At 71.1% G+C, this 26,997-nt stretch carries 29 protein-coding genes; 13 read left to right on the top strand and 16 right to left on the bottom strand.

What is annotated here, in order from left to right:
- Positions 1–76 precede the first annotated feature (76 nt).
- A complete protein-coding gene (locus tag OG758_RS20215; RefSeq protein WP_116513430.1) occupies positions 77–808 on the bottom strand; it encodes a ferritin-like fold-containing protein in 732 nt (243 codons plus the stop codon).
- A gap of 520 nt (positions 809–1,328) precedes the next feature.
- Here OG758_RS20215 and OG758_RS20220 point away from each other — a divergent pair.
- Together OG758_RS20220 and OG758_RS20225 are read left to right on the top strand one after the other, a co-directional pair.
- Positions 1,329–3,458, top strand: a complete 2,130-nt coding sequence (locus OG758_RS20220) for a DEAD/DEAH box helicase (RefSeq protein ID WP_326711302.1) — start codon at positions 1,329–1,331, stop codon at positions 3,456–3,458.
- Between the two features lie 139 nt (positions 3,459–3,597).
- Positions 3,598–4,476 carry an alpha/beta fold hydrolase gene (locus OG758_RS20225; RefSeq protein WP_326711303.1) on the top strand — a complete coding sequence of 293 codons (879 nt, stop codon included), beginning with the start codon at positions 3,598–3,600 and terminating at the stop codon, positions 4,474–4,476.
- Between the two features lie 15 nt (positions 4,477–4,491).
- Here OG758_RS20225 and OG758_RS20230 read toward each other — a convergent pair whose 3' ends face one another.
- Positions 4,492–5,391 (bottom strand): NYN domain-containing protein, encoded by a 900-nt coding sequence (locus OG758_RS20230; protein WP_326711304.1) that lies wholly within the window; start codon positions 5,389–5,391, stop codon positions 4,492–4,494.
- A gap of 263 nt (positions 5,392–5,654) precedes the next feature.
- Between OG758_RS20230 and OG758_RS20235 the strand changes: the two genes are divergently transcribed.
- Complete coding sequence (locus tag OG758_RS20235) at positions 5,655–5,807, top strand: hypothetical protein (RefSeq protein WP_165914635.1); 153 nt, start codon at positions 5,655–5,657, stop codon at positions 5,805–5,807.
- Positions 5,808–5,945: 138 nt separating this feature from the next.
- On the opposite strand, the gene OG758_RS20240 is transcribed toward OG758_RS20235, so the two are convergent.
- The 3 genes from OG758_RS20240 to OG758_RS20250 all read right to left on the bottom strand — a co-directional run bounded on the left by OG758_RS20240 (position 5,946) and on the right by OG758_RS20250 (position 8,271).
- Positions 5,946–6,551, bottom strand: coding sequence for a MarC family protein (locus tag OG758_RS20240; protein WP_326711305.1), 606 nt, complete (start codon positions 6,549–6,551; stop codon positions 5,946–5,948).
- 122 nt (positions 6,552–6,673) lie between these two features.
- Positions 6,674–7,537 (bottom strand): PHP domain-containing protein, encoded by an 864-nt coding sequence (locus OG758_RS20245; protein WP_326711306.1) that lies wholly within the window; start codon positions 7,535–7,537, stop codon positions 6,674–6,676.
- 95 nt (positions 7,538–7,632) lie between these two features.
- The gene (locus OG758_RS20250) at positions 7,633–8,271 is read right to left on the bottom strand and encodes a DUF6758 family protein (RefSeq protein WP_326711307.1); all 639 of its coding nucleotides are present in this window, start codon (positions 8,269–8,271) and stop codon (positions 7,633–7,635) included.
- Between the two features lie 221 nt (positions 8,272–8,492).
- Between OG758_RS20250 and OG758_RS20255 the strand changes: the two genes are divergently transcribed.
- Positions 8,493–9,758 carry an MFS transporter gene (locus OG758_RS20255; protein WP_326711308.1) on the top strand — a complete coding sequence of 422 codons (1,266 nt, stop codon included), beginning with the start codon at positions 8,493–8,495 and terminating at the stop codon, positions 9,756–9,758.
- Positions 9,759–9,761: 3 nt separating this feature from the next.
- Here OG758_RS20255 and OG758_RS20260 read toward each other — a convergent pair whose 3' ends face one another.
- A complete protein-coding gene (locus OG758_RS20260; protein ID WP_326711309.1) occupies positions 9,762–10,358 on the bottom strand; it encodes a suppressor of fused domain protein in 597 nt (198 codons plus the stop codon).
- Between the two features lie 461 nt (positions 10,359–10,819).
- Between OG758_RS20260 and OG758_RS20265 the strand changes: the two genes are divergently transcribed.
- A complete protein-coding gene (locus OG758_RS20265; RefSeq protein ID WP_266560476.1) occupies positions 10,820–11,935 on the top strand; it encodes a magnesium and cobalt transport protein CorA in 1,116 nt (371 codons plus the stop codon).
- 101 nt (positions 11,936–12,036) lie between these two features.
- On the top strand, positions 12,037–12,537 hold the full coding sequence (locus OG758_RS20270; RefSeq protein ID WP_326715969.1) for a hypothetical protein: 501 nt from the start codon (positions 12,037–12,039) through the stop codon (positions 12,535–12,537).
- An 18-nt stretch (positions 12,538–12,555) separates the two neighbouring features.
- On the opposite strand, the gene OG758_RS20275 is transcribed toward OG758_RS20270, so the two are convergent.
- The gene (locus OG758_RS20275) at positions 12,556–13,308 is read right to left on the bottom strand and encodes a hypothetical protein (RefSeq protein WP_442810340.1); all 753 of its coding nucleotides are present in this window, start codon (positions 13,306–13,308) and stop codon (positions 12,556–12,558) included.
- Positions 13,309–13,485: 177 nt separating this feature from the next.
- Between OG758_RS20275 and OG758_RS20280 the strand changes: the two genes are divergently transcribed.
- From OG758_RS20280 to OG758_RS20290, 3 genes are read left to right on the top strand one after another with little or no spacing between them, the layout of a single operon-like run.
- Positions 13,486–14,772 carry a magnesium transporter MgtE N-terminal domain-containing protein gene (locus tag OG758_RS20280; RefSeq protein ID WP_326711310.1) on the top strand — a complete coding sequence of 429 codons (1,287 nt, stop codon included), beginning with the start codon at positions 13,486–13,488 and terminating at the stop codon, positions 14,770–14,772.
- Positions 14,759–15,334, top strand: a complete 576-nt coding sequence (locus OG758_RS20285; RefSeq protein WP_326711311.1) for a DUF1003 domain-containing protein — start codon at positions 14,759–14,761, stop codon at positions 15,332–15,334. Before OG758_RS20280 ends, OG758_RS20285 begins: the two co-directional genes overlap by 14 nt.
- 43 nt (positions 15,335–15,377) lie before the next feature.
- Positions 15,378–16,511: an Mrp/NBP35 family ATP-binding protein gene (locus tag OG758_RS20290; RefSeq protein WP_326711312.1), complete on the top strand. Its 1,134-nt coding sequence runs from the start codon at positions 15,378–15,380 to the stop codon at positions 16,509–16,511.
- Positions 16,512–16,577: 66 nt separating this feature from the next.
- Here OG758_RS20290 and OG758_RS20295 read toward each other — a convergent pair whose 3' ends face one another.
- The 3 genes from OG758_RS20295 to OG758_RS20305 form a co-directional block, all read right to left on the bottom strand.
- Complete coding sequence (locus tag OG758_RS20295) at positions 16,578–17,246, bottom strand: hypothetical protein (protein WP_326711313.1); 669 nt, start codon at positions 17,244–17,246, stop codon at positions 16,578–16,580.
- A 173-nt stretch (positions 17,247–17,419) separates the two neighbouring features.
- The gene (locus tag OG758_RS20300; RefSeq protein WP_326711314.1) at positions 17,420–17,872 is read right to left on the bottom strand and encodes a sec-independent translocase; all 453 of its coding nucleotides are present in this window, start codon (positions 17,870–17,872) and stop codon (positions 17,420–17,422) included.
- Between the two features lie 238 nt (positions 17,873–18,110).
- Positions 18,111–19,745, bottom strand: coding sequence for a S1C family serine protease (locus OG758_RS20305; RefSeq protein ID WP_326715971.1), 1,635 nt, complete (start codon positions 19,743–19,745; stop codon positions 18,111–18,113).
- Between OG758_RS20305 and OG758_RS20310 the strand changes: the two genes are divergently transcribed.
- Entirely contained in the window at positions 19,626–19,925 is a 300-nt protein-coding gene (locus OG758_RS20310) for a hypothetical protein (protein WP_326716299.1), read from the top strand. The two genes, OG758_RS20305 and OG758_RS20310, sit on opposite strands and share 120 nt — an antisense overlap.
- 292 nt (positions 19,926–20,217) lie before the next feature.
- Here OG758_RS20310 and OG758_RS20315 read toward each other — a convergent pair whose 3' ends face one another.
- A complete protein-coding gene (locus OG758_RS20315) occupies positions 20,218–21,201 on the bottom strand; it encodes a zf-HC2 domain-containing protein (protein WP_326711315.1) in 984 nt (327 codons plus the stop codon).
- On the bottom strand, positions 21,198–21,971 hold the full coding sequence (gene sigE, locus OG758_RS20320; RefSeq protein ID WP_326711316.1) for an RNA polymerase sigma factor SigE: 774 nt from the start codon (positions 21,969–21,971) through the stop codon (positions 21,198–21,200). Before sigE ends, OG758_RS20315 begins: the two co-directional genes overlap by 4 nt.
- 156 nt (positions 21,972–22,127) lie before the next feature.
- On the opposite strand from sigE, the gene OG758_RS20325 reads away from it, so the two are divergent.
- The gene (locus OG758_RS20325; protein ID WP_116510313.1) at positions 22,128–22,826 is read left to right on the top strand and encodes an O-methyltransferase; all 699 of its coding nucleotides are present in this window, start codon (positions 22,128–22,130) and stop codon (positions 22,824–22,826) included.
- A gap of 117 nt (positions 22,827–22,943) precedes the next feature.
- On the opposite strand, the gene OG758_RS20330 is transcribed toward OG758_RS20325, so the two are convergent.
- Positions 22,944–23,111: a DUF3117 domain-containing protein gene (locus tag OG758_RS20330; RefSeq protein WP_003966491.1), complete on the bottom strand. Its 168-nt coding sequence runs from the start codon at positions 23,109–23,111 to the stop codon at positions 22,944–22,946.
- A gap of 312 nt (positions 23,112–23,423) precedes the next feature.
- Here OG758_RS20330 and OG758_RS20335 point away from each other — a divergent pair, with 312 nt between their 5' ends.
- The gene (locus tag OG758_RS20335; RefSeq protein ID WP_326711317.1) at positions 23,424–24,227 is read left to right on the top strand and encodes an enoyl-CoA hydratase/isomerase family protein; all 804 of its coding nucleotides are present in this window, start codon (positions 23,424–23,426) and stop codon (positions 24,225–24,227) included.
- Positions 24,228–24,263: 36 nt separating this feature from the next.
- On the opposite strand, the gene OG758_RS20340 is transcribed toward OG758_RS20335, so the two are convergent.
- Positions 24,264–24,857: a DNA-3-methyladenine glycosylase I gene (locus OG758_RS20340; protein ID WP_326711318.1), complete on the bottom strand. Its 594-nt coding sequence runs from the start codon at positions 24,855–24,857 to the stop codon at positions 24,264–24,266.
- The gene (locus OG758_RS20345) at positions 24,854–25,213 is read right to left on the bottom strand and encodes a DivIVA domain-containing protein (protein ID WP_266560496.1); all 360 of its coding nucleotides are present in this window, start codon (positions 25,211–25,213) and stop codon (positions 24,854–24,856) included. The genes OG758_RS20340 and OG758_RS20345 overlap by 4 nt, the downstream gene beginning before the upstream one ends.
- Before the next feature lie 150 nt (positions 25,214–25,363).
- Between OG758_RS20345 and folP the strand changes: the two genes are divergently transcribed.
- Positions 25,364–26,224: a dihydropteroate synthase gene (folP, locus tag OG758_RS20350; protein ID WP_326711319.1), complete on the top strand. Its 861-nt coding sequence runs from the start codon at positions 25,364–25,366 to the stop codon at positions 26,222–26,224.
- 18 nt (positions 26,225–26,242) lie between these two features.
- Here folP and OG758_RS20355 read toward each other — a convergent pair whose 3' ends face one another.
- Positions 26,243–26,992 (bottom strand): TIGR00730 family Rossman fold protein, encoded by a 750-nt coding sequence (locus tag OG758_RS20355; protein ID WP_326711320.1) that lies wholly within the window; start codon positions 26,990–26,992, stop codon positions 26,243–26,245.
- Positions 26,993–26,997: the final 5 nt, after the last annotated feature.

Below are 26,997 nucleotides of genomic sequence, written 5' to 3' on the forward strand. Positions count from 1 at the left end.
ATCTGACCCCGCTCCCTGATCCAGCCCGATCCGGACGGAAGACCCTGGACCGTGACCGACCGGCGGTGAAGCCGCCTCAGGCCGCGAGCCCCAGCGCGGCCATCCGCTTGGTGTGCGCCTCGGTGATCCGCGAGAACATGCGGCCGACCTCCGCGAGGTCGAACCCGTCGGCCACGCCGCCGACGAGCATCGTCGACAGGGCGTCCCGGTCGGCGACGACCCGCTGCGACTGCGAGAGCGCCTCGCCCATCAGGCGGCGAGCCCACAGCGCGAGCCGGCCGCCCACGCGCGGCTCGGCCTCGATCGCGGCCCTCACCTTCTCCACCGCGAAGCTGGCGTGCCCGGTGTCGTCGAGGACGGCGAGGACGAGGGAGCGGGTGTCCGAGTCGAGCCGGGCCGCGACCTCACGGTAGAAGTCACTGGCGATCGAGTCGCCGACGTACGCCTTGACCAGACCTTCCAGCCAGTCCGACGGCGCGGTCTGCTTGTGGAAGCCGTCGAGCGCGGCGACGAAGGGCTCCATCGCCTCGGTCGGCTCGACGCCGATCGCAGAGAGCCGGTCGCGCAGTTGCTCGAAGTGGTGGAATTCGGCGGACGCCATTTTCGCGAGCTCGGCCTTGTCGCCGAGCGTAGGCGCCAGCTTCGCGTCCTCGGCGAGCCGCTCGAATGCGGCCAGCTCTCCGTACGCGAGTGCGCCGAGCAGGTCCACGACCGCTGCGCGGTAATGGGGGTCGACGGATGCCTTCGCCCAGTCCTGGGCGGCGATTCCGGTGGGTTCGTCGGCTGCGGCGGTGTCAGGCGTCTCCATGAAGCGCACAATAGCCCGCCGACCGCCGCCCGGAAGTCCCTGGTCAATGACTGTGACGACGGCTACGTGACCAATTCGGCCATCGCACATGCGCGATTCCGGGGTATGGTGGTAAAGAGCCCGCCGGGTACGAGCAGAACTTTTACGTGTCTGTTTGTACGCGTTTTCGACGGGCTTCATGAATGAGGATGCCCGGTCGGTGGCCCGATCGGCTCCGACCCGACAGCCCTCCGGGCGGCACGTCACACGACGTACGGCACGAGGAGGGAATCCCTCAGCGGCACGAGCGCTCGAGCGTCGGCAGTGGTCCCGCGTCACCCGGCCCGCCCGCCTCTCGCTGGCGACCGGCGATCAATCGGCACGGTCACGACCCCCGCGTTCGCCTCGCACCGCGTCTCACAGAAGAGGCAACACCCTGACTACGCAGCAGCTTTCCACGTTCCGAGAGCTCGGGATCCTTCCCGAGACCGCCGAAGCCCTCGAGGCCGTCGGCATCATCACCCCCTTTCCCATCCAGGAGATGACGCTCCCCGTAGCGCTCTCCGGCACCGACGTCATCGGCCAGGCCAAGACCGGCACCGGCAAGACGCTCGGCTTCGGGCTTCCGCTCCTCGAGCGCGTCACCGTCCCCGCGGACGTCGAGGCGGGCCGGGCGCAGCCCGAGCAGCTGACCGACGCCCCGCAGGCGCTCGTCGTCGTCCCCACCCGTGAGCTGTGCCAGCAGGTCACGAACGACCTGCTGACGGCCGGCAAGGTGCGCAACGTGCGCGTCCTCGCCATATACGGCGGGCGTGCCTACGAGCCGCAGGTCGAGGCCCTCAAGAAGGGCATCGACGTCGTCGTCGGCACCCCGGGCCGTCTCCTCGACCTCGCGGGCCAGAAGAAGCTCAACCTGAAGCACATCAAGTCCCTCGTCCTCGACGAGGCCGACGAGATGCTCGACCTGGGCTTCCTGCCCGACGTCGAGAAGATCATCAACATGCTTCCGGCCAAGCGCCAGACGATGCTGTTCTCCGCGACGATGCCCGGCGCCGTCATCGGCCTGGCCCGTCGCTACATGTCGCAGCCGACGCACATCCGCGCCACGTCGCCCGACGGCGAGGGCGCGACGGTCGCGAACACCTCGCAGCACGTCTACCGCGCGCACAACATGGACAAGCCGGAGATGGTCGCGCGCATCCTGCAAGCCGAAGGCCGCGGGCTCGCGATGATCTTCTGCCGTACCAAGCGGACCGCCGCCGACATCGCCGACCAGCTGCAGCAGCGCGGCTTCGCGTCCGGCGCCGTCCACGGTGACCTCGGCCAGGGCGCGCGTGAGCAGGCCCTGCGGGCGTTCCGCAACGGCAAGGTGGACGTGCTCGTCTGCACCGACGTCGCCGCTCGCGGCATCGACGTCGAGGGCGTGACGCACGTCATCAACTACCAGTCCCCCGAGGACGAGAAAACGTACCTCCACCGCATCGGCCGTACCGGCCGCGCGGGTGCCAAGGGCATCGCGATCACGCTGGTCGACTGGGACGACATCCCGCGCTGGCAGCTGATCAACAAGGCGCTGGACCTGAAGTTCCCCGACCCGGTCGAGACGTACTCGTCGTCTCCGCACCTGTACGAGGAGCTGAACATCCCGGCCGGCACGAAGGGCGTGCTGCCGCGCTCCGAGCGCACCCGGGCCGGCCTGGCCGCCGAAAAGGTCGAGGACCTCGGCGAGACCGGTGGCCGTGGCGGGCGCGGTGGCCGTGGCGGCCGTACGGCCGCTCCGGCTCCCGTCCAGGAGCTCGAGCGCGAGCCGCGTCCGGCGCGTACGACGCCGCGTCGCCGTCGCCGCATCCGTAACGGCGAGCCGGTGGCCGCGCCGACGGTGAACGAGCCGAGGACGGCTCCGGCCGAGGCGGTCGCCGTCTCCGAGGCCGTGGACACCACGGTGGTGGAGCCGCGTACGCCGCGTCGTCGCCGTCGCACCCGTTCGGGCGCCGCGCCGGAGGCCGTCGTCGAGACCGCCGCCGTCGCGACGGCCGAGGCTGTCGCCGACCCGGTCGAGGCGCCCGTGGCCGCGGAGACGAAGCCGAAGCGCACCCGCAAGGCCGCCGCCCCCAAGGCCGCCGCCGAGGAGGTCGCCGAGACCGTCGAGGCGACGGTCCCGAGTCCGCGCCGCCGCACCCGCAAGGCCGCTCAGGCCGTGGTGGACACGGTCGAGGCCGTCGAGTCGGTCGAGGCTCCCGCGGAGGCCAAGCCCAAGCGCACCCGCAAGGCGGCACCCAAGGCCGTGGCCGTGGCGGACACCGTCGAGGCGACGGAGATCGCGGAGACGAAGCCGAAGCGCACCCGCAAGGCCGCCGCCCCCAAGGCGACCGCCGAGACGGTCGTCGCCGAGGAGGCCGAGACCAAGCCGCGCCGCCGCACCCGCAAGGCCGCACAGGCCGTGGCGGACACGGCCGAGGCCGTCGAGGTCGCGGAGACGAAGCCGAAGCGCACCCGCAAGGCCGCCGCCCCCAAGGCGACCGCCGACGCGGCCGCCGAGGTCACGGAGACCAAGCCGAAGCGCACGCGCAAGGCCGCGGCCCCCAAGGCCGCCGCCGAAGCGCCCGCCGAGGAGGCGCCCGCCAAGCCCCGCCGCCGCACCCGCAAGGCCGCGGAGCCGACGGAGAGCTGAGCAGGACCACGCAGCAGGCCGATGGCCCGGCACCCGCGAAAGCGGGGCCGGGCCATCGGCGTTCACGGTCACGGAGGTCGCGGGGAGCCCCGCCCGATCCCCGAATGACCCGCGGCGACACTGCGGTTAGCCTCGTCGCATGAGTCGGCCTCCCGCATTCGTCCCGCCGCCCGGCGCCGTCGCCCACGCTCTTCGGACCGAGCGCGGCGACTTCGCCGCCATCAGTGCCGGTCCGCAGGACGCCGGGCACACCGGTACCGCGCTCCTGCTGCCCGGGTTCACCGGCAGCAAGGAGGACTTCATCGCCCTGCACGTGCCGCTCGCCGCCGCCGGGTACCGCACAGTCGCCGTGGACGGGCGAGGACAGTACGAGTCGACGGGACCCCTCGACGACGAATCCCCTTACGCGCAGCGGGAGTTGGCCCGCGATGTGCTCGCACAGGCGGCCGTCGTGGACGACGGGACGCCGCTGCATCTCGTGGGGCATTCGATGGGCGGTCAGATCGCCCGGGCGGCCGCGCTCGTCGACGCGACGCCGTTCGCCTCGCTCACCCTCATGTCCTCGGGCCCGGCCCAGATCTCGCCGTCGCAGCAGGAGCGGGTCAAGCTGCTGCGGGACGCACTCGCCGTGCTCGACATGGCGCAGGTCTGGGACGCGATACAGGCGCTCGACGCGCCCGAGGAGACGGACGCCCCCGGAGCGGACGCAGACGACGCCGCGGCCCTGCGGCACCGCTGGCTGCTCCACAGCCCGGCCCAGCTCATCGCGACCGGCCGCCAGCTGTGCACGGAACCCGACCTGGTCGACGAGCTGGCGGCAGTCCGGCTGCCCAAGCACGTGCTGTCGGGCGAGCGCGACGACACCTGGCCGGTGCAGCTCCTCGACTCCATGGCCGTACGCCTCTCGGCCCGCAGGACCGTCATCGCGGGCGCGGAGCACTCCCCGAACACGGACCGCCCCCAGGAGACCGCGGCGGCCCTGGCCGAGTTCTGGGACCTGCACCCGCCGGTGGTCTGACCGGAGGGCGCGGTACTAGTACTGCGCCTGGAGATGGCTCCAGAAGCCGTCCCGCAGGGCGCGCCGCAGGTCGGACTGCCCCCGCAGCGAGTACTGCAGCAGCGCCTCCGCCTCGACCAGCAGCTCCTGGTCGACGGGCCCGGGCAGATACGGGTGCCCCGGCAGCAGCTCCACCAGTGACTCCCTGCCACGCGCGGCGAGCCACTTCGCGGCGATCTGCGCACCGACGAACCGCACGTCCTCCCGCGAGGGGCGGGGCGTGCCCGCGTTCTCGTACGTCGCCGTGATGGTCCGCCGGGACACGTACGGCTTGAAGAACGCCAGGTCGAACGTGCGCTGGCTGTCGACCTCCCACAGGAGCGGGTCCGCCTGGTTGCGGCCCTCTGGTGCCTCGATGCCCCACAGGTGGACGCGTGCGCCGTAGCCCTGCGCCGCCTCGACCGCGGAGACGAGGTCCTCGTCCCCGCCGATGAGCGCGGCGTCGCTGATGGCGCGGTGCCGGGCGAGCGACTCCAGGTCCGTGCGGATCAGGGAGTCGACGCCCTTCTGCTGGTTGTGGGCGTTGAGGTTGCCGAGCCTGACCTTGACGTCGGGGAGCTCGGCGATCGACTGCTGTTCGTTCGTGTGGATGCGGCGCCGGGCGCCGTCGTACCAGTAGACGCGCAGCAGCCGGCTGTCCGCGAAGATCGTGCGGGCCTTGTCGATGAGGGCGTCGACGATGCCTTCGGCGTCGAGGTCGAAGGCTCTGCGGTCCTCGGTCCCGGTGACGAGGCGGCCGGCGGCGGCGTAGAGGTATCCGGCGTCCACGAAGATCGCGTGGGTGGACGGGGTCTTGGCCACTTCGGCGAGCATGCGCTTGAGCAGCTCGTTCGTACGGTCGAGCTCCGCGCGGATGGCCGTCAGGTCGTCGTTCATATGTGGCCCATTGTCCCGGCCGTCACGCTGTGAACACAACTGGTCCCGCTACCCGGGGGTAATTAGCCTCGCGAAAAATTTCCTTAGCGTAGGGAATGTTTGCTGGGGGCAACTCGTTGATCCCTACAGAACGCGGGGCACTGAAGCCGCGCAATCCACTCTTAACGGTCAGGCAACCGCCTGGCCGTACGACGGGGCAAGACTGTTGTCCCGTACCAGTAGTTCTCCTCCAGGAGGATGACCAGACGAAGGGAGAAGCGGTTATGCGCTTCGAAATCATGCGACTCGACGATGTCGACGGAACCGCCGTGGACAGCACTGTCGTGGACGCCGCCTCCGTCAACCGGATCGTTCAGCAGGCGGCCGCCATAGGGCAGCGCCTCTACATCCGCCCGGCCGAGTCGCCGGCCTCGTAACGCGACGACGACTCCTGATCCACCGCACGCAGACGACGACTCCTGATCCATCGCACGTAATCGAATAACACGCTTCAGAGCCCCCGTACGGCATCCGTACGGGGGCTCTTTTGCGTGCCCGGCGAGGGCTCGGCGCCGTCAGGAGCCCTGGATCACCTGGGTCACACCGTTGATGATCTGCTGCACGGCGATCGCGGAGAGCATCATGCCCGCGAGGCGCGTCACCAGGACCACGCCGCCGTCCTTGATGACGCGGATGATCAGCAGCGAGTAGCGCATCACGACCCACAGGACGACATGGATGGCGACGATCGCCGTCCACACCGACACCTGCGTCGCGGCGCTGTCCGCCTTCTGCACGGCGAGGATGACGGACACGATCGCGCCGGGGCCCGCGAGCAGCGGCATGCCGAGCGGCACGAGCGCGACGTTCACGTCCTTGGTCTGCTTCGGTTCGTCGGTCTTTCCGGTGAGCAGGTCGAGCGCGATGAGGAGCAGCAGCAGCCCGCCCGCGATCATGAGTGCGGGGACGGAGACATGCAGGTAGTCGAGGATCTGGTGGCCCAACAGGCCGAAGACCGCGATGACGCCGAAGGCGACACAGACGGCCTGGAAGGCCATCCTCTTCTGCACCTTGGCGGGCCGGCCCGCGGTGAGCGCGAGGAAGATCGGGGTGATCCCAGGGGGGTCCATGATCACGAAAAGCGTGAGAAAAAGGGATCCGAAGACAGCGACATCAAACACGGGTGTGGCCTTGCGAGTGGGGTCCACGGGATCAGCCGGGACGCGTCGTGCGTGGGGGTGCGGTGCGTGAGCCCGCACCGGGGCATGAAGGGGGCGGCCCGCCGGATCGCGGCAGGGCGCGGTTACGCGGTGGTTCCGCCCGCCCCGGGCACGGGGAACGCCCCGGTGGCCCGGCGCGTGATCTCCGCGTACACCTCGGGGTCGGTGGTGAACTCGCCAAGCACGCAGGTCTTCCGGCTGCCGTGGTAGTCGGAGGAGCCCGTGGCCAGGAGGCCGAGGTCGGCGGCGAGGCCGCGCAGGCGGGCCCGCGTGGCCGGTTCGTGGTCCATGTGGTCGGTCTCGATGCCGTCGAGTCCGACCGCGGCGAGGTCGGCTATCACCGACTCGGGCACGACCTGCCCCCGCTTGACGGCCGCCGGGTGCGCGAAGACGGTGACCCCGCCCGCGGCCTTGACCAGGCGGATCGCGTCGAAGGGGTCGAGCTCGTGCTTGCCGACGTACGCGCGGCCACCGTCGGCGAGCCAGTCGGGCGTGAAGGCGTCGGAGACGGATCCGACGACGCCGAGTTCGACGAGGGCCTCCGCGACGTGCGGGCGGCCGACGGAACCGTCGCCGGCGATGCGGGCGACCTGCTCCCAGGTCACGGGCACGCCGAGGTCCTGGAGCTTGGTGACCATGCCCTGCGCGCGCGGCACCCGGTCGTCCCGTACGAGCTCGCGCTCGCGCAGCAGCTCGGGCTCGTCGGGGTCGAAGAGGTAGGCCAGCATGTGCAGGCCCACGCCGTCGAGACGGCAGGAGAGTTCGGCGCCGGTGACGAGCGTGAGTCCGGCCGGCAGCGCGGCGACGGCCTCCGCGTACCCGCGGCTCGTGTCGTGGTCGGTGAGTGCGACGACGTCCAGACCGGCGGCGGCCGCGTTGCCGACCAGCTCGGCCGGGGAGTCCGTGCCGTCGGAAGCGGTGGAGTGGGTGTGCAGATCGATGCGCACGCGCGTACTCCAGGCTCTGAACGGACGGAAGGGGACGCTCAAGGGTAACGGGGATCCGGAGCGATCCCGTCACCGTCGTCTCCCGGTACGACCCCTTACGTCAGGATGCGCGGCGACAGCGCGCCGCAGGGCACCAGGTCGACCTCGGCGCCCACGTCGCGCAGGTCGGTCAGGACCAGCTCGTCGTACATCAGGAGCCCGGTCTGCTCGGGGAACACGATCGCCCACACCCACAGGCCGCGCGCCTCGCCCGCGAAGACCGCGCGGTCGTCGGGGGTGCCGGAGACATGCCACATCGGGGTCGGGCGTCCGGCGGCGAGGACCTTGACCTGGGGCGGCTTCTCGACGTTCATGTGCGGGCCGGGGTCGGGGCCGTCGATGCCCGCGTACCGGGCGCCGAGGCCGACGCCGAGCTCCTCCGCGATCAGCAGCATCTCCCCCACACCGCCGAGCGGCCCGGGGCCCGAGCACGCCACCGCGGTCGCCTTGCCGCCCGTGCGGTCGTCGCCCGCGCTGGCCACCCCGGTGAACAGCCACCCGACGGGCAACGGCCAGGGCATCCACACCGGCACCTGGGTGCGGTGCACGACGACGCTGAGCGCCTCGACGCTGGGCGGGATCACGGGCTGCAGCGGATGCACCGTCCCATGCACGTCGCACTGCCAGGAGTCGGAGAAAAGGCCGGGAGCCCTGACCCGGCCACCACACTTCGGGCAACTGGGTTCGCCCCTCATAGGGTCCAACGGTCCTCCCCGTCTCCCGCTCCGTCAAGGACGATCACCCGTCCGAGGGCGGGGTCTCGCGGGACCTTCCAGGAAAAATTAGATGTAGCTTGCATTAGTTAGTCGAGCTAATTTATTATGTGTATACGCCAACGAACGCCCACGGTAGCCGGCGCCGAGCGGTCTCCGCGCGAGCGAACCGTGCGGACGACACACGAATGCGAGGAACGGGCATGAGCCACAGCAGTACCGGAAGTGCGGGAGGTCCCGCCGAAGGGGACACGTTGGACGCAGGGGCGACCAGCCTGCTGCGTCAGCCGAAGGCGGTCTGGGCCACCGCCGGGGCATCCGTCGTCGCCTTCATGGGCATCGGCCTCGTCGACCCGATCCTGCCCTCCATCGCCAAGGGCCTCGAGGCGACGCCCAGCCAGGTCTCCCTGCTCTTCACCTCGTACTTCCTGATCACCGCCGTCGCGATGCTCGTGACCGGGTTCGTCTCCAGCCGGATCGGCGGCAAGAAGACGCTGCTCGCGGGGCTCGCGCTCGTCGTGGTCTTCGCCGCGCTGGCCGGCACCTCCGGCTCCGTCGGTGAGCTCGTCGGCTTCCGCGCCGGATGGGGCCTCGGCAACGCGCTGTTCGTCTCGACGGCCCTCGCCGTCATCGTCGGCGCCGCGGCCGGCGGCTCGGCCGCCGCGATCCTGCTCTACGAGTCCGCGCTCGGCCTCGGCATGGCCTGCGGCCCGCTGGTCGGCGCGCTGCTCGGCAACGCCAGCTGGCGCTACCCGTTCTTCGGCACCGCGGCCCTGATGGCCATCGGCTTCCTCTGCATCACGGCGTTCCTGAAGGAACAGCCCCGGCCCGCGAGGAAGACCTCGATCCTCGATCCGATCAAGGCGCTCGGCCACGGCGGGCTCGCCTCTGCCGCAGTCTCGGCCTTCTTCTACAACTACACGTTCTTCACGATCCTGGCCTTCACGCCGTTCGTCCTGAACATGACCCCGTACAAGTCGGGCGGGGTCTTCTTCGCCTGGGGCGTGCTGCTCGCGTTCTTCTCGGTGATCGTCGCGCCGCGCATGCAGGCCCGCTTCGGGTCGCTCAAGGTACTCGGCGGCTCGCTGGTCCTGCTCGCCGCCGATGTCCTGGTCCTCGGGTACGGCGGCCACACCGCCGCCATCGTCTGCACGATCGTGTCCGGCGCCTTCATCGGCGTGAACAACACCGTGTACACGGAGCTCGCGCTCGGCGTCTCGGACGCGCCGCGGCCCGTGGCGAGCGCCGGCTACAACTTCGTACGCTGGTTCGCCGCCGCGGCCGCCCCGTACTTCGCGCCGAAGATCGAGGAGTGGACCGACATCCACATCCCGTTCGTGGTCGCCGCGATCACGGCGCTGCTCGGCGCGGTCGTCGTGTGGGTGCGCAGGGGCGCGCTCACCCACGAGGCCGAGGAACTGGCGCCGCAGCACGCCGGCGAGGACGGGATCTCCGTCTTTGCGAACTGACCCCTACTGATCCAGGGACACGGACCTGCGCAGCGGATCGCGCAGGTCCGTTCCGCTGTCCAGCCACTTCTCCTCGAGGGCGGCCGCGCCGTGCACCCGCTTCCACGCCGCCTCGTTCTGCGTCATCGGCAGCAGCGGCAGGAACCGTACGGGATCCAGCGGATCGTCGAGTTCGAGATCCTCCACGAGGCCCCCGGACTCCGCGACGAGCACTGACGTGAACGGGGCACCGGGCCACAGGGGTTCGCCCACGTCGAGCGAGGCGCCCGCGGCCACGACGACCCCCTCGACCTGCGGCGACGCGGCGAGCACGGCGAGCGGTCGCAGCACCTTGTCGGTGTCGCCGCGACCGGCGCGCACCGACAGCACGAGCTCCGCGCGCGGGCCCTTGAGCGGGTCGGCGAGCGCGGACGTCGGGTCGGCCATGGGGGCGGCAGACATACCGAGCGTGGCGTAGCGCACGAGGCCGGTGTCCGCCGCGTCCGTGAAGCGCAGTACCTCGATGCGGTCGGTGCCGAGGAACGTGACAGCGGCGCGCGCGTCCGGTTCACCGAGGGCCGTACGCAGCCGGGCCTCTACCAGAGCAAGAACATCTCCCATGTCGCGAGCATAGAACTCGCATCCAATGGGTAAAGGCGGGGCTCGCTTCTTCAGTCGGCTGATAGTCTTGGCCGCTGGTCGGGGCAGCACGCCAAGCGTCGCTTTCGAGCCCCTGACCTACATGCGTCCCCTGCGAGGGATGAGACGTCGTCCCTCACGGGGGACCGGCTGGAGGAGGTGGGGCTGCAATGGACCGAAGTCGACCGTGCAGTACCACTCGCTCTTCCGGCCACTGAGCCGCATTTTCCCGGCTTTCAGCGCACACTCGAGTCTGTCTGCGCACCACGGAAGAGCACTTCGTTTCCGCCTGATCTGAATCAGTAGCGAAGCCGCCACCGCGCCGGTGCGGTGCTCCCCGCTTTGTGGACGTGCACACAGGATCCGCAGTCAGGACGTCCTCATTCCGGTTAGCGCCGACCCGTATGGCCACCGGCGGCTCCCGCCCGCGAAGGAGCCTGCCCATGTCGATGATCCGTGACCTGCGTGCCGCCGTCCGCCCCGCGCCGCGCGAGACCGGCAGCACGTCAGCCCCGTACGACACCACCCGCGACCCCTCGATGTCGACGGCCGTCGTCGACTGCGCCGTCTACCGCGACGGCGCCCGCGTCCACGACAGCGACTGTCTGACCCCCGGCGGCGCGATCCTCAAGGCGCGCCGCGACGGCGGCTTCGCCTGGATCGGTCTGCACGAGCCGACCGAGTCCGAATTCGCGGGTATCGCCGCCGAGTTCGGGCTCCACCCGCTCGCCGTCGAGGACGCGGTGCACGCCCACCAGCGCCCCAAGCTGGAGCGCTACGACGACACCCTGTTCACCGTCTTCAAGACCATCCACTACGTGGAGCACGCCGAACTCACCGCGACCAGCGAGGTCGTGGAGACCGGCGAGGTGATGTGCTTCACCGGGCGGGACTTCTTCATCACCGTCCGGCACGGCGGCCAGGGCTCGCTGCGGGCGCTGCGGCACCGGCTCCAGGACGACCCCGAGCTGCTCGCCAAGGGCCCGTCCGCCGTCCTGCACGCCATCGCGGACCACGTCGTCGACGGATATCTCGCCGTCGCCGACGCGATGCAGGACGACATCGACGAGGTCGAGACGGACGTCTTCTCGCAGACGGGCAAGGGCGCTCCGCGAGGCACCGATGCCGGGCGGATCTACCAGCTCAAGCGTGAGGTCCTCGAGTTCAAGCGGGCGGTGGCGCCGCTCCAGCGGCCCATGCAGCTGCTGAGCGAGCGGCCCATGCGACTCGTCGACCCGGACATCCAGAAGTACTTCCGTGACGTCGCCGACCACCTCGCGCGCGTACAGGAGCAGGTCGTCGGCTTCGACGAGCTGCTCAACTCCATCCTCCAGGCCAACCTCGCGCAGGCGTCCGTCGCGCAGAACGAGGACATGCGCAAGATCACGTCCTGGGCGGCGATCATCGCCGTACCGACGATGGTCTGTGGCGTGTACGGCATGAACTTCGAGCACATGCCGGAGCTCCACTGGCGGTTCGGCTACCCGCTCGTCCTCGGCGTCACCGTGGGCGCCTGCTTCGCGATCCACCGCATCCTGAAGCGGAACGGGTGGCTCTGAACGGCCGGCGGACAGGCTCTAGGCTGGCGCCCATGACGGATCAGGCCAGCCCCCCGCCCGCCCACAACCCCTCGACGAGCGGCTCCGCGGCACCCCTGTTGATGGACCAGGCCCTCGTCGAGGAGGCCACCAAGAAGTCCGGCCTGATCTGGGTACGGGGCGCCTTTGGCCCCGAGCGCGCCCTGTGGCACGTGTGGCACGAGGGCGCGGCGAACCTGGTCGGCGACGGGCCTGGCGAGCAGCCGCTGCCCGGCCTCGCCGACGGCGGGGCGGCGACCGTCACCGTGCGCAGCAAGGACAAGGGCGGGCGCCTCGTGGGCTGGACGGCCAGGGTCGTCGAGCTCGCCCCGCACTCCGAGGGGTGGGAGGCGGCCGTCGCCGAGCTGAAGGGCAAGCGCCTGAACGCGCCGGACGGCGAGGCGATGCCGGAGCGCTGGGCACAGGAGTGCCGGGTGCTCCGCCTGGAGCCGACGGGGACCACGGTCCCGCCGTCGTCCGAGGCGCTGGCCGCGGCGCCCCTCGCCACGACCGCGACCACCCGTCGCGAGGCCCCCGCGGCGCTCCCCCACCTCCTGCTCCGCCGCAAGCGGCGCGAGAAGTAAGGGCCCTTCAAGAGGGTTTCAGGAAGTCGGGAGTTGGGCCCCGTAGTCCACCGTGTCGCCCTTGCCCGGCTCGCTGAGCGTGAAGTCCTTGCCCCAGTCGGCGAGTTGGAGTGTCCCGGCGCCGCCCGCGCGCTCCAGGCGCAGCGGGTACGGGGTGCCCTCGAGGGAGACGTCGAGGGTGCCGCCGGCGCCCTTGTCGCCGGTGAGTTCGACCGTGCGTACGCCGCCCGCCGAACCCCGGTCGCCCTTCTCCACCTTGCCGTGCAGGGTGAGCAGTCCGTCCAGGAGCGCGCCCTTGACGGTGAACCCGCTCAGGCGTCTGTAGGCCGGGTCGCCCTGCGGGACCTTGACGTACTTGCCGTCGAGCTTGTCCGCTGCGGCGGCCGTGCCCCCCTGCGCCGCGCTGCCCGAACCCTTGCTGTCCTGGTGCGTCCAGAAGTCCGCGTCGGCCTTCAGGAACAGATGCTCCTTGACCCGCAGCAACTGGAAGGTCCGGCCGCCCGTCGTGACGGATCCCGTGCCGCCCTCGTCCTTGAGCCGCATGTCGATCTTGTACGAGTGACCGCTGCTGACGACCGTGCCGGACAGGCGGACGGCCCCGGCGCCCTGCGCGGCCTTGACGGTGCGGCTCTGGATCTTCGGGGCGGTCAGTCCGGCGACGCCGTTCGTGCCCGCGTCCGGATCCTCGCCGCTGCACGCCGCGAGCCCGAGGCACATCACTCCCACCAGAAAGATCCCTGGGGAACGGCGGGCCAGGGGAAGTACGGTCACGGCTAGCGCTACCTCTCGTACGACGTCTTGCTCGGCGGCAGAACGGCAGCGTACCCGTGTCACCTGCGGTGAACGGAGCCAGTCCGTCCGGACGCAGCGCAAAGGCGCACGGGACCGGGACGGGCTAGCCTGAAACACACCTTCAGGACACATGAGGATGTAAAGGAGGCGCGGCGCATGGCGGCAGGCGCCCCCCGGATCTTCGTCTCGCATCTCTCCGGCATCGCCGTCTTCGACCCCAACGGCGACATGGTGGGGCGCGTCCGCGATCTCGTCGCCATGCTGCGCGTCGGCCGCCGCCCGCCCCGGCTGCTCGGGCTCGTCGTGGAGCTCTCCACGCGGCGCCGCATCTTCCTGCCGATGACCCGCGTGACCGGCATCGAGTCCGGCCAGGTCATCACCACCGGCGTACTGAACGTACGGCGCTTCGAGCAGCGGCCCACCGAGCGGCTCGTCCTCGGCGAGATGCTCGACCGGCGGGTGCGGCTCGTCGAGTCCGGTGAGGAGGTGACGGTCCTGGACGTCTCCGTCCAGCAGCTGCCGGCCCGCAGGGACTGGGAGATCGACCGGGTCTTCGTACGCAAGGGCAAGAGCGGTGGCGCGTTCCGCCGCGCCAAGGGCGAGACGCTCACCGTCGACTGGTCGGCCGTCGACGGGTTCTCGCTGGAGGAGCACGGGCAGGGCGCCGAGAACCTCCTCGCCACGTTCGAGCAGCTGCGCCCGGCCGACCTCGCCAACGTCCTGCACCACCTCTCCCCCAAGCGCCGGGCCGAGGTCGCGTCGGCCCTCACGAACGAGCGCCTGGCGGACGTCCTCGAGGAGCTGCCCGAGGACGACCAGATCGAGATCCTCGGCAAGCTCAAGGAGGAGCGCGCCGCCGACGTCCTGGAGGAGATGGACCCGGACGACGCCGCCGACCTGCTCGGCGAGCTGCCCGAGGACGACAAGGAGCGGCTGCTAGCGCTGATGCAGCCCTCGGACGCGGCCGACGTGCGGCGGCTGATGGCGTACGAGGACAACACCGCGGGCGGTCTGATGACGACCGAGCCGATCGTGCTGCGGCCCGACGCGACCGTCGCCGACGCGCTGGCCCGGGTCCGCAACCCCGACCTCTCCCCCGCGCTGGCCGCGCAGGTGTATGTGTGCCGCCCGCCCGACGAGACGCCCACCGGCAAGTACCTCGGCACGGTGCACTTCCAGCGGCTGCTGCGCGATCCCCCGTACACGCTGGTGTCCTCGATGCTCGACGAGGATCTCCAGGCCCTCGCGCCGTCCGCCGCGCTCCCGGTCGTCGCCGGGTTCTTCGCGACGTACGACATGGTGGCGGCGCCCGTCGTCGACGAGAGCGGTTCGCTGCTCGGCGCGGTCACCGTGGACGACGTCCTCGACCACATGCTGCCGGAGGACTGGCGCGAGCAGGAGTTCCACCTGGCCGACGCGGAAGTGGACCATGGCGCCCGCTGAGCGCGAGCGGGACGGCCGTCCCGAGGCCGCGCGGGCGCCGCGCTTCCGGCTCGACCTGCCGCGCCCCCCGCGCCGCAAGCTGCTGCCCGACTACGACCCGGAAGCCTTCGGGCGCCTGTCGGAGCGGATCGCGCGCTTCCTGGGGACGGGCCGGTTCATCGTCTGGATGACGGTGATCATCATCGCGTGGGTGGTGTGGAACGTCTCCGCGCCGAGCAGTCTGCGCTTCGACCAGTACCCGTTCATCTTCCTGACCCTGATGCTCTCGCTCCAGGCCTCGTACGCGGCTCCGCTCATCCTGCTCGCGCAGAACCGGCAGGACGACCGGGACAAGGTCAACCTCGAACAGGACCGCAAGCAGAACGAGCGGTCCATCGCCGACACCGAGTACCTCAGTCGCGAGGTCGCCGCCCTGCGGATGGGCCTCGGCGAGGTCGCCACCCGCGACTGGATCCGCTCCGAACTCCACGACCTGCTCAAGGAGCTGGAGGACCAGCGCGTCACCTTCCCAACCGGCTCCACGCACGACGCACGTCACGGACGTGACGTAGACGACCGCTGACAGGGCTTTCCGGACAAGGGTTACCGCGCCGTACTATCGGCGTATGGCTACGGAAGACGCGGTGCGCGAAGCACTGGCGACGGTGAACGACCCCGAGATCCAGCGACCCATCACCGAGCTGGGGATGGTCAAATCGGTGGAGATCGGCGCGGATGGCGCGGTCGCGGTCACCGTGTACCTCACCGTCTCCGGCTGCCCCATGCGCGAGACCATCACGAAGAACGTGACCGACGCCGTCGCGGCCGTCGAGGGCGTCACGCACGTCGACGTCACGCTGGACGTGATGGGCGACGAGCAGCGCAAGGAGCTCGCCGCGGCGCTGCGCGGCGGCACGGCCGAGCGTGAGGTGCCCTTCGCCAAGCCCGGCTCACTGACCCGTGTGTACGCGGTGGCGTCCGGCAAGGGCGGCGTCGGCAAGTCCTCGGTGACGGTGAACCTCGCGGCCGCGATGGCCGCCGACGGCCTGAAGGTCGGCGTCGTGGACGCCGACATCTACGGCCACAGCGTGCCGCGCATGCTGGGCGCCGACGGACGTCCCACCCAGGTCGAGAACATGATCATGCCGCCGTCCGCGAACGGCGTGAAGGTCATCTCGATCGGCATGTTCACCCCGGGCAACGCGCCCGTCGTGTGGCGCGGCCCGATGCTGCACCGCGCGCTCCAGCAGTTCCTCGCCGACGTCTTCTGGGGCGACCTGGACGTCCTGCTCCTCGACCTGCCGCCGGGCACGGGCGACATCGCGATCTCCGTCGCGCAGCTCGTCCCGAACGCGGAGATCCTCGTCGTCACGACGCCCCAGCAGGCGGCGGCCGAGGTCGCCGAGCGCGCCGGCTCCATCGCCGTCCAGACCCACCAGAAGATCGTCGGCGTCGTCGAGAACATGGCGGGCCTGCCGTGCCCGCACTGCGGCGAGATGGTCGACGTGTTCGGCACGGGCGGCGGCGAGCGCGTCGCCGAGGGCCTCACGAGGACGACCGGGGCGAACGTGCCGGTGCTCGGCTCCATCCCGATCGACGTCCGGCTGCGCGAGGGCGGCGACGAGGGCAAGCCGGTGGTCCTCTCGGACCCCGACTCCCCCGCGGGCTCGGCCCTGCGCGCCATCGCCGGCAAGCTGGGCGGCCGCCAGCGCGGCCTGTCGGGCATGTCGCTGGGAATCACCCCGCGCAACAAGTTCTGACCCTCAGGGATTACGCCGATGGGGCACGGTCATCGCGACCGTGCCCCATCGGCGTAATCGAAACCCCTACGCCTCGTAGGCGCCGATGTCCTTGATCATCGAGAAGCCCAGACCGTACGCGCTCATGCCGCGCCCGTACGCCCCCAGGTGCACGCCCTGCTGCGTCGACCCGGCGAGGATCCAGCCGAACTCCGACTCCCGGTAGTGGAACGGCGTCGGGACGCCGTCCACCGGCAGGGACAGCATCGTCCAGTCCGCGCCTTCGAGGTCGTCCGCGAGGACCCACGCCGTCTCGGTCTGCTGGTCCAGCCAGTCGTCGCGCAGGGTGTGGTCCATCTGTCCCGGCCACGTGACGTTGAGCAGGCCGACCCCGGCGAGCCAGGCCGCCGAGGAGACCGAGGTCGCCTCCAGGACACCCGTACCGTCGGCGCTGCGCCGGACGGGGCTGGCCGCCACGGTCACGACGGCCGTGAACCGCTCCTTGGCGTCCCTTCCTGCCGGTCCTTCACTCCGCAGGGTGGGCTCGTCACCGTGCCCGATGGAACCGTGCTCCACGGCGCCCTCCGCCGAGGTGCCAACCTGCATCAGCCACCGCGGCCCCGTGTACGCCTCGTCGAGGCCGTACCACGGGAAGGGCGCCAGCAGGTAGCCGTCGACCGTGCGCCGGGCCGTCAGGACCTCGGGGGCCCCTTCCGCCGCGGGCGCCTGCGCGCCTACCCGACTCGTCGTCTCCATGTACCCGGCCGCCTCCTCGCTCAGTCGGACCGCGGCGGCCCACCCCCCTCGGGCGTCCTCGCCACCGATCCGCGCAACAACAAGGCAGGATGCCACACCCGGGTACGCGACCCCGGGTTCCGCCAGGTACGCGGGGCGGGTCGCCGGGCCGCTGCGCAGCGAGTCGGGACGCCTCAGGTCGCGTCGGCGTCGTACGGCGGGTGGTCGTCCGCCGCCGGCTTCTCCGGCTTCTTCTGCATGTCGATCCTGGCGGGAGCCGAACCGGACGACGCGGCGGCGGCCCCGGAGCCGGACGAGGCCTCGTCCGCGCTCTGCACGGCCTCCGTGACCTCGGCCATCTCCTTCTTCAGGTCGAAGCCGTTGCGGATCTCTTTCAGCCCGAGCTCGTCGTTGTCCAGCTGCTTGCGGATGAACGTCTTCGGGTTGAGGTCCTCGAAGTCGAAGTCCTTGAACTCCGGGCCCAGTTCCTCGCGGATGTCCCGCTTGGCGCTGTCCGAGAACTCGCGGATCTTACGGATCGTGCGCGTCACGTCCTGGATGACCTTCGGCAGCTTGTCCGGGCCGAAGACGAGCACCGCGAGGACGACGAGCGTCAGCAGCTCGAGTGGGCCTATGTCGTTGAACACCTTGCGCTCCTAGCGTGTCCTCAGGCCCGCAGCAAGTCTCCGTGGCAGGTCTTCCGGGTTCCGGACCGGGTCCACGGTACCCGGCGTTGCTGTCCGTCCGGTAGCCACTGGGCTACGTCTGGGCTCAGCCGTCGCACAAGCGCTTGCCGCGGCGCCTCACCAGGGGCCCCGCCCCGACCCTCCGAGAGCCGGGGCGCGACCGCGGCGGGGCGCTTGTCGCGCACCGTCCGTTGCCCCGTCAGCTGCCGTCCGCCGAGCCGAGGACGAGGGTGACCTTGCGCTCCTTGCCGCCCCGTTCCACGGTCAGGGCCAGGCGGTCCTCGGGCCGGTGGGACCGGATCTTGACGATGAGTTCCTCGGCGGAGTGGATACGCGCCCCGTCCACCGCGTTGACGACGTCGCCGCCCTCGATCCCGGCCTTGGCACCGGGGCCGCCCGGATTCACCGGCGAACCGCCGTTGTTGCCCTTCGTCGCGACACGGGCTCCGTCACCCGAGTAGTCCATGTCGAGCGTGACGCCGATCACAGGGTGGGTCGCGCGGCCCGTGTTGATCAGCTCCTCGGCGACGCGCTTGCCCTGGTTGACGGGGATGGCGAAACCGAGGCCGATCGAGCCGGCCTGGCCGCCCTCCAGGTCCGAGCCGCTGTCGGCGGAGCGGATGGCGCTGTTGATGCCGATGACGCGACCCTGCGCATCGACCAGCGGACCACCCGAGTTGCCCGGATTTATGGGCGCGTCGGTCTGGAGCGCGTCGACGTAGCTGATGTCGCTGCCGTCACCCTTCTCGCCGCCGGCCGTGATGGGCCGCTCCTTGGCGCTGATGATCCCGGAGGTCACCGTGTTGGCCAGGTCGAAGGGCGCGCCTATGGCCACGACGGGGTCGCCGACCTGGACGTTCTCCGAGTTGCCGAGGGCGAGGGGCTTGAGCCCGCGGACGCCGGTGACCTTGACGACGGCGAGGTCGTAGCCGGAGTCGTGGCCGATCACCTCGGCCTTGGCGGTCTCGCCTCCGCTGAAGGTGACCGATATGTCGCCACTGCTGCCGGCCGGTTCGACGACGTGGTTGTTGGTGAGGATGTGGCCCCGGGAGTCGAGGACGAAGCCGGTGCCGGTGCCCTGGGTGTCGGAACCGCTGACGTGGATCGTGACGACGCCCGGCAGGACGCGGGCCGCGATACCGGCGATGCTGCCGGGGTCGCGCTTCACGGACTCGGTGTCGGCCTGCGGCAGTTCCACGTCGGCGGACGAACCGTCGCGCTCCAGATACGTGCCGACGAGGCCACCGATCCCGCCCGCGACGAGCGCGACCACGGCGGTCCAGACGACGAGCAGCCGCCGCCCCCGCTTGGTCCCGCGCCGCCGGCCGTCCGCGGGCGCGGGCGCGGGCGCGTTCCAGGGGTCGTACCGCTGCCAGGGCCCTCCGGGCGGGGGCGGGTTGAGCCCAGGTCCGCCCGGTACCGTCCCGAGCCCCGCCGAGCCGCCCGCGAGCGGCGGTGCCGCATGGTGGGCCTGCTGTTCGACGGGCACCGGTGCCTGATCCGCCGGGTGCGGGGCGTACGGGGCGGCGTGGGGTATGGGTCCGCCGGCGTACGGCGGCGGGGTGACGTGCTCCGGCGGCATGGGCGTGCCGTGGGCCGGGGACGGCATGGCCGTGCCCTGCGCGGGCGTGGCGGCGGCCGGGTGCTGGACCGGCGGCGCGGGCGCCCAGGGCCCGGGCTCGCCGTAAGGCGGCGTGCCGTAGGGGTCCGGCGCATGCCGAGGACGCGGCCGCGCCTGCTGCACGGCACTCTGATCAACCGTCACGGCTTCGCCGGGCGCCCCGGCAGACCCCCCGGCGACAACGGAATCGGCCACCTGCACGGGTTCGACCACGCCTGTCACAGCACCGGCCACCTGCACGGGACCACCGGGAGCTTCAGTCGTCACCACATCGGCAACGGCAGAGCTTTCGCGGGAACCCTCATCGGCACCAGCGCCCGCAACCGACGCCCCGTCACCCGCGCCCTCACCGTTCCCGGCGAGGGTCTCTGCGGCATCGGGCACATCCCTTGAGCCCGACACCACGGGCGCGGGCGCCGGCTCGGCCAGTTCGAAGTCGCCGTCGTCGCGCGGAGCGCCCCCGGTCGGCCGGGGGCGGCTCCACCACTTCGCCTTCGTGGGCTTCCCCTCGTCCATGTTCCGCCGCTCTCCCCACACCTGGCCCGCGGCAACGACCCACGGGCAGCCACACGGCGATCGCCCCAGTCGGACCGCCCCTCGGCGCCGCACTCCGGGATCGCCCGGCGGGCGCGGCCGCTCACCATGGATTCAACCAGGTTCGCGGACCGGCGCGCAGAGGGCAGGGTCAGCGGGCGGAGGCCGTGGGCGTGCCGGAGGGCGACGCCGCGGGGGCCGCCGCGAGGCTTGACCCGGGGCTGGACTCCGGGCCCGGCCCGGGGCTTTCGAAAACGGTGCCGACGCCGGACAGGGGCACTGCGGGGACGGATGCGGCGGGACGTATCAGCGGAGACAGCGTCTGGGTCCCGCTGAGGAGCGGGGCCGCGAGCGGGTAGACGGCGCTCTGCGCGCCCGGCTGCGTGGCCGTGCCGGACAGCAGGGGGGCGCCCGACTCCGTGGCGGCGACCGGCGCGTTCAGCGCGCCGCCCGCCCTCTGTCCGAGCATCGGTGACAGGTTCCGGCGGCGCTGCGACTCGGCCGCCGTGGCGGCGCCGGCACTCTGGCTGCGCAACGGTGTCGCGTTGCTGCCCGAACCGCCGCCCCGGACGTCACCGCCCGTGTCGGCGGGAACACCGGTGGAGACGCCGCCGAGCGCGATCGCGGCCAGCGACACCGCACCGGCGGCGGCGAACGCGAAGCGGCGCCCACGCGAGGCCGCGCGGTCGCTGTCACCACGGCCGACCTCATGGATACGGAAGCCGCGCTCCGCGGCCGGGGCACTGGCGAGCAGTGCGTCGTGGCGGCCGGTCGGGGCGTAGCCGAAGGGTTCGGGGTCTACCCCGAAGACTCCGTTCCCGAAGCCTCTGCCGCCGAGTCCTCCCCCGCCGAACGGGGTGCCGCCGCCGTGTGAGTCGTCACCTCCCCCGGGGAGCCCCTGGAGGCGTGCCAGGAAACTCTCGGTCGGGGGCGGTGGTGCCGCCTCGGCGAAGACGCTCTTCAGCCGCCGCTGCGCGTCGGCCTCGGCCTTGCACCTCGGACAGGTGGCCAGATGGGCTAGTCCCCGCTCGCGGGCGTCATGGCCCAGCTCGCCGTCGACAAGGGCGGCGAGCCGGTCTCCCAGATGGTGCTCGGAGAGCTGACGCTCGGCGGGGTCCGGACGTGATCCACTCACGCGGTCGCGCCCCCTCCTCCAAGCGCGGGAACGCCCGTGGTCGCGAGCGAGCGACGCTCGGCGCGGGCCTCCGGCGACCGGTGCTGCAGGGCCTTGCGCAGCTGCGAGCGGCCACGGTGGATCCGGCTGCGGACCGTGCCGAGCTTGACGCCCAGGGTCGCGGCGATCTCCTCGTACGAGAGGCCCTCGATGTCGCAGAGGACGACGGCCGCACGGAACTCGGGCGCGAGGGTGTCCAGCGCCTGCTGGACGTCCGCGTCGAAGTGCGTGTCGTGGAAGACCTGCTGCGGCGACGGCTCGCGGCTCGGCAGGCGCTCGGCCGCGTCGTCGCCGAGGGCGTCGAAGCGGATGCGCTGCTTGCGGCGCACCATGTCGAGGAAGAGGTTCGTGGTGATGCGGTGCAGCCAGCCCTCGAAGGTGCCGGGCGTGTACGTCGACAGCGAGCGGAAGACGCGGACGAAGACTTCTTGTGTGAGGTCCTCGGCGTCGTGCTGGTTACCCGTCAGGCGGTAGGCGAGGCGGTAGACCCGGCCGCTGTGCGTGCTGACGATCTCCTCCCAGGTCGGGGGAGTCCACGCCTGCGATTCCGCGTCAGCGGCAAAGGTCGCGGTCTGCGCGGGACGGGCGGCGTTGGAACGGTCAGCAATGTTGGTCACGGATTTCGGCTCACCCGCCGACCTGAGAAAGCGCCGCAGCACTCCTCCCCGATCCACAGGCGCAGCCGCACCTCCCCTATCGGCTCTGGTGGTGTCCAGTGGAGCCCCTACCATAGCCACCTCGCCCGTTAGCTCCGGATAAGCGTTTTTACTGAGATTTGCCTGAGGGCGCCGGGCGCTTCGCCTGCGCTGATTCCTCTGTCGGTCCACCGGGCACCCCCGCGCTCTTTCCCACGCCGTTTTCCCCTGCCCCCTTAAACGCCCGGTCCCATCTGCGAGTTCCCGCCACCAACGGATACAGTCACGCGCAGGCAACCACGGGGACAGGAGAGGGCCATTACCGGCAACCGGCAGACGAGCTGGGCGTTCGCCGACGCCTTTGTCGCCGAGGACGACGCGCTGCGCTGGGCCCGGGACCGGGCCCGTGAGGCCGGCACCCGCCCGGTGTCGCCCGGCGCGGGCGCCGCGCTGCGGATGCTCGCTGCCACCGTGGGCGCCAAGGCGGTGGCCGAGATCGGCACAGGGACCGGGGTGTCCGGAATCCATCTGCTGCACGGCATGCGGCCCGACGGCGTCCTGACCACGGTGGATCCGGAGCCGGAGCGGCAGCAGTTCGCCCGGCAGGCGTTCCGCGCCGCAGGATTCGCGAGCAATCGGGCGCGTTTCATCCCCGGACGGGCCCTCGACGTGCTGCCCCGGCTCGCTGACAGCGGGTACGACCTCGTCTTCTGCGACGGCGACCGCACCGAGTGCCTCGACTACCTCGCTGAATCGTTGCGCCTGTTGCGACCTGGTGGGCTCGTCTGTTTCGAGGGTGTCTTCGCCGACGGCCGGACGGTCGATTCGGGCCCCCAGCCGGTGGAGGTCCTGCGGATGCGGGAGCTGCTGCGGGCGGTGCGCGAGGCGCAGGATCTGGTGCCCTCGCTGCTCCCGGTCGGCGACGGGCTGCTCTGCGCCGTCAAGCGCTGACACCGCGTCCCCAGCCCCGCAGAAAATGCTTCTGCACGCCATCTGACCTGCGGATACACGACTGCCCCGGTACCGCTAGCGGTACCGGGGCAGTCGACAGGTATGGTCGCTTCCGCGTCAGCCGACGACCTTCTTGAGGGCATCGCCGAGTGCATCGGCCTCGTCCGGAGTCAGCTCGACGACAAGCCGACCGCCGCCTTCGAGCGGAACGCGCATGACGATGCCCCGCCCCTCCTTGGTCACCTCGAGCGGGCCGTCGCCCGTCCGCGGCTTCATGGCCGCCATGCTCGTTCCCCTTCCTGAAACCAGCTCATCGCAGCCGACAACCCAGGTGTCACCGGCATCGAACACATTGCTTCCCGGCCATTATCCCGCATCGCGGGACCCGATGACCAACTTCGGTCCGCATCGCTTGCACAACGCGCTTGAGCAAAACCACTCAATTCGGCGATGTGGCTGCGATACTGCGCCTCCTTCACGACTCCCCCGAGACATATTTCTTTGACGCAGGTCACATGCGCGGGCCCCGCCGCGGACCGTGATCTCCGTCATGCTGAGCACTGACGACGACCGAGCCGCATCAGTTGGAGGGGATCCATGGCCGACAGCGTTCTCTACGAGGTGAGCGACGGGCTCGCGACCATCACGCTCAACCGCCCCGAGGCGATGAACGCGATGAACACCGAGTCCAAGGTCGCCTTCCGGGACGCGGCACGGGCGGCCGCGGCGGACGGTGCGGTACGGGCCGTACTGCTCACCGCCGCGGGGGACCGGGCGTTCTGTGTGGGCCAGGACCTGAAGGAGCACGTGGGCTTCCTGATGGCCGACCGCGAGGCGGGCACGGGCCGCACCATGAACACCGTGCGCGAGCACTACAACCCGATCCTGCGGGCCCTGACGCAGATGCCCAAGCCTGTCGTGGCCGCGGTCAACGGCGTGGCCGCCGGGGCCGGTTTCGGCTTCGCGCTCGCCGCCGACTACCGGATCGTCTCGGACACGGCGGCCTTCAACACGTCCTTCGCGGGCGTCGCCCTGACCGCGGACTCAGGTGTGTCCTGGACGCTGCCGCGCGTCGTGGGCCCCGGGCGCGCCGCCGACCTGCTGCTGTTCCCGCGCTCGGTGAAGGCGCAGGAGGCGTACGAGCTCGGGATCGCGAACCGGGTCGTGCCCGCGGCCGAACTGGCCGGGGAGGCGCGGAAGTTGGCGCGTTCGCTGGCCGAGGGGCCGACGCTGGCATACGCGGCGCTGAAGGAGTCCCTCGCCTTCTCGGCGGGTCACACCCTGGACGAGTCCCTCGACAAGGAGGACGAACTCCAGTCGAGGGCGGGCGCGTCGGAGGACCACACCATCGCGGTCCAGGCCTTCATCGCCAAGGAGAAGCCCAAGTACCTGGGCCGGTAGGACGCGCGCGGCCCGGAGCGCGCCTGAGGCCCGTCCTCAGCGCTCGCGGGCCACGCAGTCCACCAGGTGGTCGTTGACCAGACCACAGGCCTGCATCAGCGCGTACGCCGTCGTCGGGCCGACGAAGCGCAGGCCGCGCTTCTTGAGCGCCTTGGACAGGGCCGTCGACTCGTCCGTGATCGCGGGTACGTCGCCGATGACGCGCGGCGCCGGGCGGGCGGCGGGGTCAGGGGCGTGCGACCAGATGAGGGTGTCGAGCTCGCCCTCGGGCCAGTCGGCGAGCACGCGCGCGTTGGCCAGCGTCGCGTCGATCTTGGCTCGGTTGCGGATGATGCCCTCGTCGGCGAGGAGCCGCTCGCGGTCGGTGTCCGTGAACGCGGCCACGTCGGAGATCTTGAACCCGGCGAACGCGGCGCGGAAGCCCTCGCGGCGGCGCAGGATCGTGATCCAGGACAGGCCGGACTGGAACGCCTCCAGGGAGACCCGCTCGAACAGCGCGTCGTCGCCGTGGACGGGGCGGCCCCACTCCTCGTCGTGATACGTCACGTAGTCCTCGGTGGACAGGCCCCACGGGCAGCGCAGCGCCCCGTCCGGGCCCGGTACGGCGCCGCCTGCGCTCTCGTCGCTCACTGGTGGCCCTCTCCGGGGTGCCGGCCGAAACCGGGTCCCTGGGGTCGTAGCTGGGCCCGCGCCCCCGACAGGGCGGTCTCCAGGTCGGCGATGCGCTGGTCCCGCTCGGCGAGCTCGGCGCCGAGCCGCCCGAGGGCGTCGTCCACCTCCGCCATGCGATAGCCGCGCAGCGCGACGGGCAGGCGCAGGGCCTCCACGTCGGCGCGGCCGACCGGCCGGTCGTAGGGCAGCGGGTCGGCGAACTGCTCGGGCGGCGCCTCCGGGAGCGCCCCGCTCTCGCCGCCGCCGAGCACGGCGAGGGTCACCGCGCCGACGACCACGACGAGCGCGACGACCAGAAACAAGAACATGACCATCTTCGCTGTCCCCTGGCTCGAAGCCCGGATCCGGTCCCGATCCCGGTCCGGAAACTGTCAGGGTCCGATCGTGCCATGAGGGTGTGACAGTTAAGGTCGCAGGCGACCGTTCGACAGGTTTCACAGCAGCCACAAGGAGAGTCACAGGGGATGCTCAGGCTTGGCCCGCGCGAGTTCGGCGCACACGAGCCGGTGATCATGGCGATCGTGAACCGGACCCCTGACTCGTTCTACGACCAGGGCTCGACGTTCCACGACGAACCCGCTCTCACCCGGGTCGAACAGGCCGTGGCGGAGGGCGCCGCGATCATCGACATCGGCGGGGTCAAGGCGGGCCCCGGCGACGAGGTGAGCGCGCTGGAGGAAGCGCGCCGCACGGTCGGCTTCGTGGCCGAGGTGCGCCGGCGCTTCCCGGACGTCGTCATCAGTGTCGACACCTGGCGGCACGACGTGGGCGAGGCGGTCTGCGAGGCCGGCGCCGATGTCCTGAACGACGCGTGGGGCGGCGTCGACCCCAAGCTGGCGGAGGTCGCGGCGCGTTACGGGAAGGGCCTGGTCTGCACACACGCGGGCGGCGCCGAGCCGCGTACGCGCCCGCACCGGGTCGCCTACGACGACGTGATGGCGGACATCCTCGACGTGACAGTGGGGCTCGCCGAGCGGGCCGTGGCTCTGGGGGTCCCGCGTGAGTCGGTGCTCATCGACCCGGGGCACGACTTCGGCAAGAACACCCGGCACAGCCTGGAGGCGACGCGCAGGCTGGGCGAGATGGTGGAGACGGGCTGGCCGGTCCTGGTGTCCCTATCGAACAAGGACTTCGTCGGCGAGACACTCGACAGGCCGGTCAAGGAGCGCGTGATCGGGACCCTTGCGACGACGGCGGTGTCGGCGTGGCTGGGCGCGCAGGTGTACCGGGTCCACGAGGTGGCCGAGACCAGGCAGGTGCTCGACATGGTCGCCACCATCGCCGGCCACCGGCCCCCGGCGGTCGCCCGCCGGGGGCTCGCGTAGACGCCTGTCCTCAGGGCCTTACTTGCCGACTTCCTTGGTCACGAGGGAGATCGCCTCTTCCACGTCGTCCGTGACGTGGAACAGGAGCAGGTCGGCCTCGGAGGCCTTGCCCTGGGCGATGACGGTGTTCTTCAGCCATTCGACCAGGCCGCTCCAGTACTGCGTACCGAAGAGCACGATCGGGAAGCGCGTGACCTTCGTGGTCTGGACGAGGGTGAGCGCCTCGAACAGCTCGTCCAGGGTGCCGAGGCCGCCCGGCAGGACCACGAAGCCCTGCGCGTACTTCACGAACATCGTCTTGCGGACGAAGAAGTAGCGGAAGTTCAGGCCGAGGTCGACGTACTGGTTGAGGCCCTGTTCGAAGGGCAGCTCGATGCCGAGGCCCACGGAGATGCCCTTGGCCTCGACGGCCCCCTGGTTCGCGGCCTGCATCGCGCCGGGCCCGCCGCCCGTGATGACCGCGAACCCGGCCTCGACGAGCGCCTTGCCGATGGCGACTCCGGCCGCGTACTCCGGCGAGTCCGTCTGCGTACGGGCTGAGCCGAACACGCTGATGGCGGGCGGGAGTTCGGCGAGCGTGCCGAAACCCTCGATGAACTCCGACTGGATGCGCAGGACCCGCCAGGGGTCGGTGTGCACCCACTCGGAGGGACCTTCGGAGTCGAGGAGGCGCTGGTCGGTGGTGCCCGGCTGGACCTGGTCGCGGCGACGGATCACCGGGCCGAGCCGCTGCTCCTTGGGGCGCTTCCTGCCCTCGGGGTTGCTCATTCGCT

Origin of the sequence: Streptomyces sp. NBC_01474, from assembly GCF_035918215.1 — a bacterium.
Classification (GTDB): Bacteria; Actinomycetota; Actinomycetes; order Streptomycetales; family Streptomycetaceae; genus Streptomyces; species Streptomyces aureus.

What these genes read in the sequence shown, in the direction of transcription:
- OG758_RS20270 (WP_326715969.1), top strand. Translation starts at nt 12,037, where the DNA reads ATGGACCAGGCCCTCGTCGAGGAGGCCACCAAGAAGTCCGGCCTGATC.
- OG758_RS20355 (WP_326711320.1), bottom strand. Translation starts at nt 26,992, where the DNA reads ATGAGCAACCCCGAGGGCAGGAAGCGCCCCAAGGAGCAGCGGCTCGGC.
- sigE (WP_326711316.1), bottom strand. Translation starts at nt 21,971, where the DNA reads ATGGTAGGGGCTCCACTGGACACCACCAGAGCCGATAGGGGAGGTGCG.
- OG758_RS20225 (WP_326711303.1), top strand. Translation starts at nt 3,598, where the DNA reads ATGAGTCGGCCTCCCGCATTCGTCCCGCCGCCCGGCGCCGTCGCCCAC.
- OG758_RS20280 (WP_326711310.1), top strand. Translation starts at nt 13,486, where the DNA reads ATGGCGGCAGGCGCCCCCCGGATCTTCGTCTCGCATCTCTCCGGCATC.
- OG758_RS20230 (WP_326711304.1), bottom strand. Translation starts at nt 5,391, where the DNA reads ATGAACGACGACCTGACGGCCATCCGCGCGGAGCTCGACCGTACGAAC.
- OG758_RS20290 (WP_326711312.1), top strand. Translation starts at nt 15,378, where the DNA reads ATGGCTACGGAAGACGCGGTGCGCGAAGCACTGGCGACGGTGAACGAC.
- OG758_RS20295 (WP_326711313.1), bottom strand. Translation starts at nt 17,246, where the DNA reads ATGGAGACGACGAGTCGGGTAGGCGCGCAGGCGCCCGCGGCGGAAGGG.
- OG758_RS20260 (WP_326711309.1), bottom strand. Translation starts at nt 10,358, where the DNA reads ATGGGAGATGTTCTTGCTCTGGTAGAGGCCCGGCTGCGTACGGCCCTC.
- folP (WP_326711319.1), top strand. Translation starts at nt 25,364, where the DNA reads ATGCTCAGGCTTGGCCCGCGCGAGTTCGGCGCACACGAGCCGGTGATC.
- OG758_RS20235 (WP_165914635.1), top strand. Translation starts at nt 5,655, where the DNA reads ATGCGCTTCGAAATCATGCGACTCGACGATGTCGACGGAACCGCCGTG.
- OG758_RS20345 (WP_266560496.1), bottom strand. Translation starts at nt 25,213, where the DNA reads ATGGTCATGTTCTTGTTTCTGGTCGTCGCGCTCGTCGTGGTCGTCGGC.
- OG758_RS20335 (WP_326711317.1), top strand. Translation starts at nt 23,424, where the DNA reads ATGGCCGACAGCGTTCTCTACGAGGTGAGCGACGGGCTCGCGACCATC.
- OG758_RS20215 (WP_116513430.1), bottom strand. Translation starts at nt 808, where the DNA reads ATGGAGACGCCTGACACCGCCGCAGCCGACGAACCCACCGGAATCGCC.
- OG758_RS20250 (WP_326711307.1), bottom strand. Translation starts at nt 8,271, where the DNA reads ATGAGGGGCGAACCCAGTTGCCCGAAGTGTGGTGGCCGGGTCAGGGCT.
- OG758_RS20310 (WP_326716299.1), top strand. Translation starts at nt 19,626, where the DNA reads ATGCCGAGGACGCGGCCGCGCCTGCTGCACGGCACTCTGATCAACCGT.
- OG758_RS20255 (WP_326711308.1), top strand. Translation starts at nt 8,493, where the DNA reads ATGAGCCACAGCAGTACCGGAAGTGCGGGAGGTCCCGCCGAAGGGGAC.
- OG758_RS20330 (WP_003966491.1), bottom strand. Translation starts at nt 23,111, where the DNA reads ATGGCGGCCATGAAGCCGCGGACGGGCGACGGCCCGCTCGAGGTGACC.
- OG758_RS20265 (WP_266560476.1), top strand. Translation starts at nt 10,820, where the DNA reads ATGTCGATGATCCGTGACCTGCGTGCCGCCGTCCGCCCCGCGCCGCGC.
- OG758_RS20220 (WP_326711302.1), top strand. Translation starts at nt 1,329, where the DNA reads ATGACGCTCCCCGTAGCGCTCTCCGGCACCGACGTCATCGGCCAGGCC.
- OG758_RS20285 (WP_326711311.1), top strand. Translation starts at nt 14,759, where the DNA reads ATGGCGCCCGCTGAGCGCGAGCGGGACGGCCGTCCCGAGGCCGCGCGG.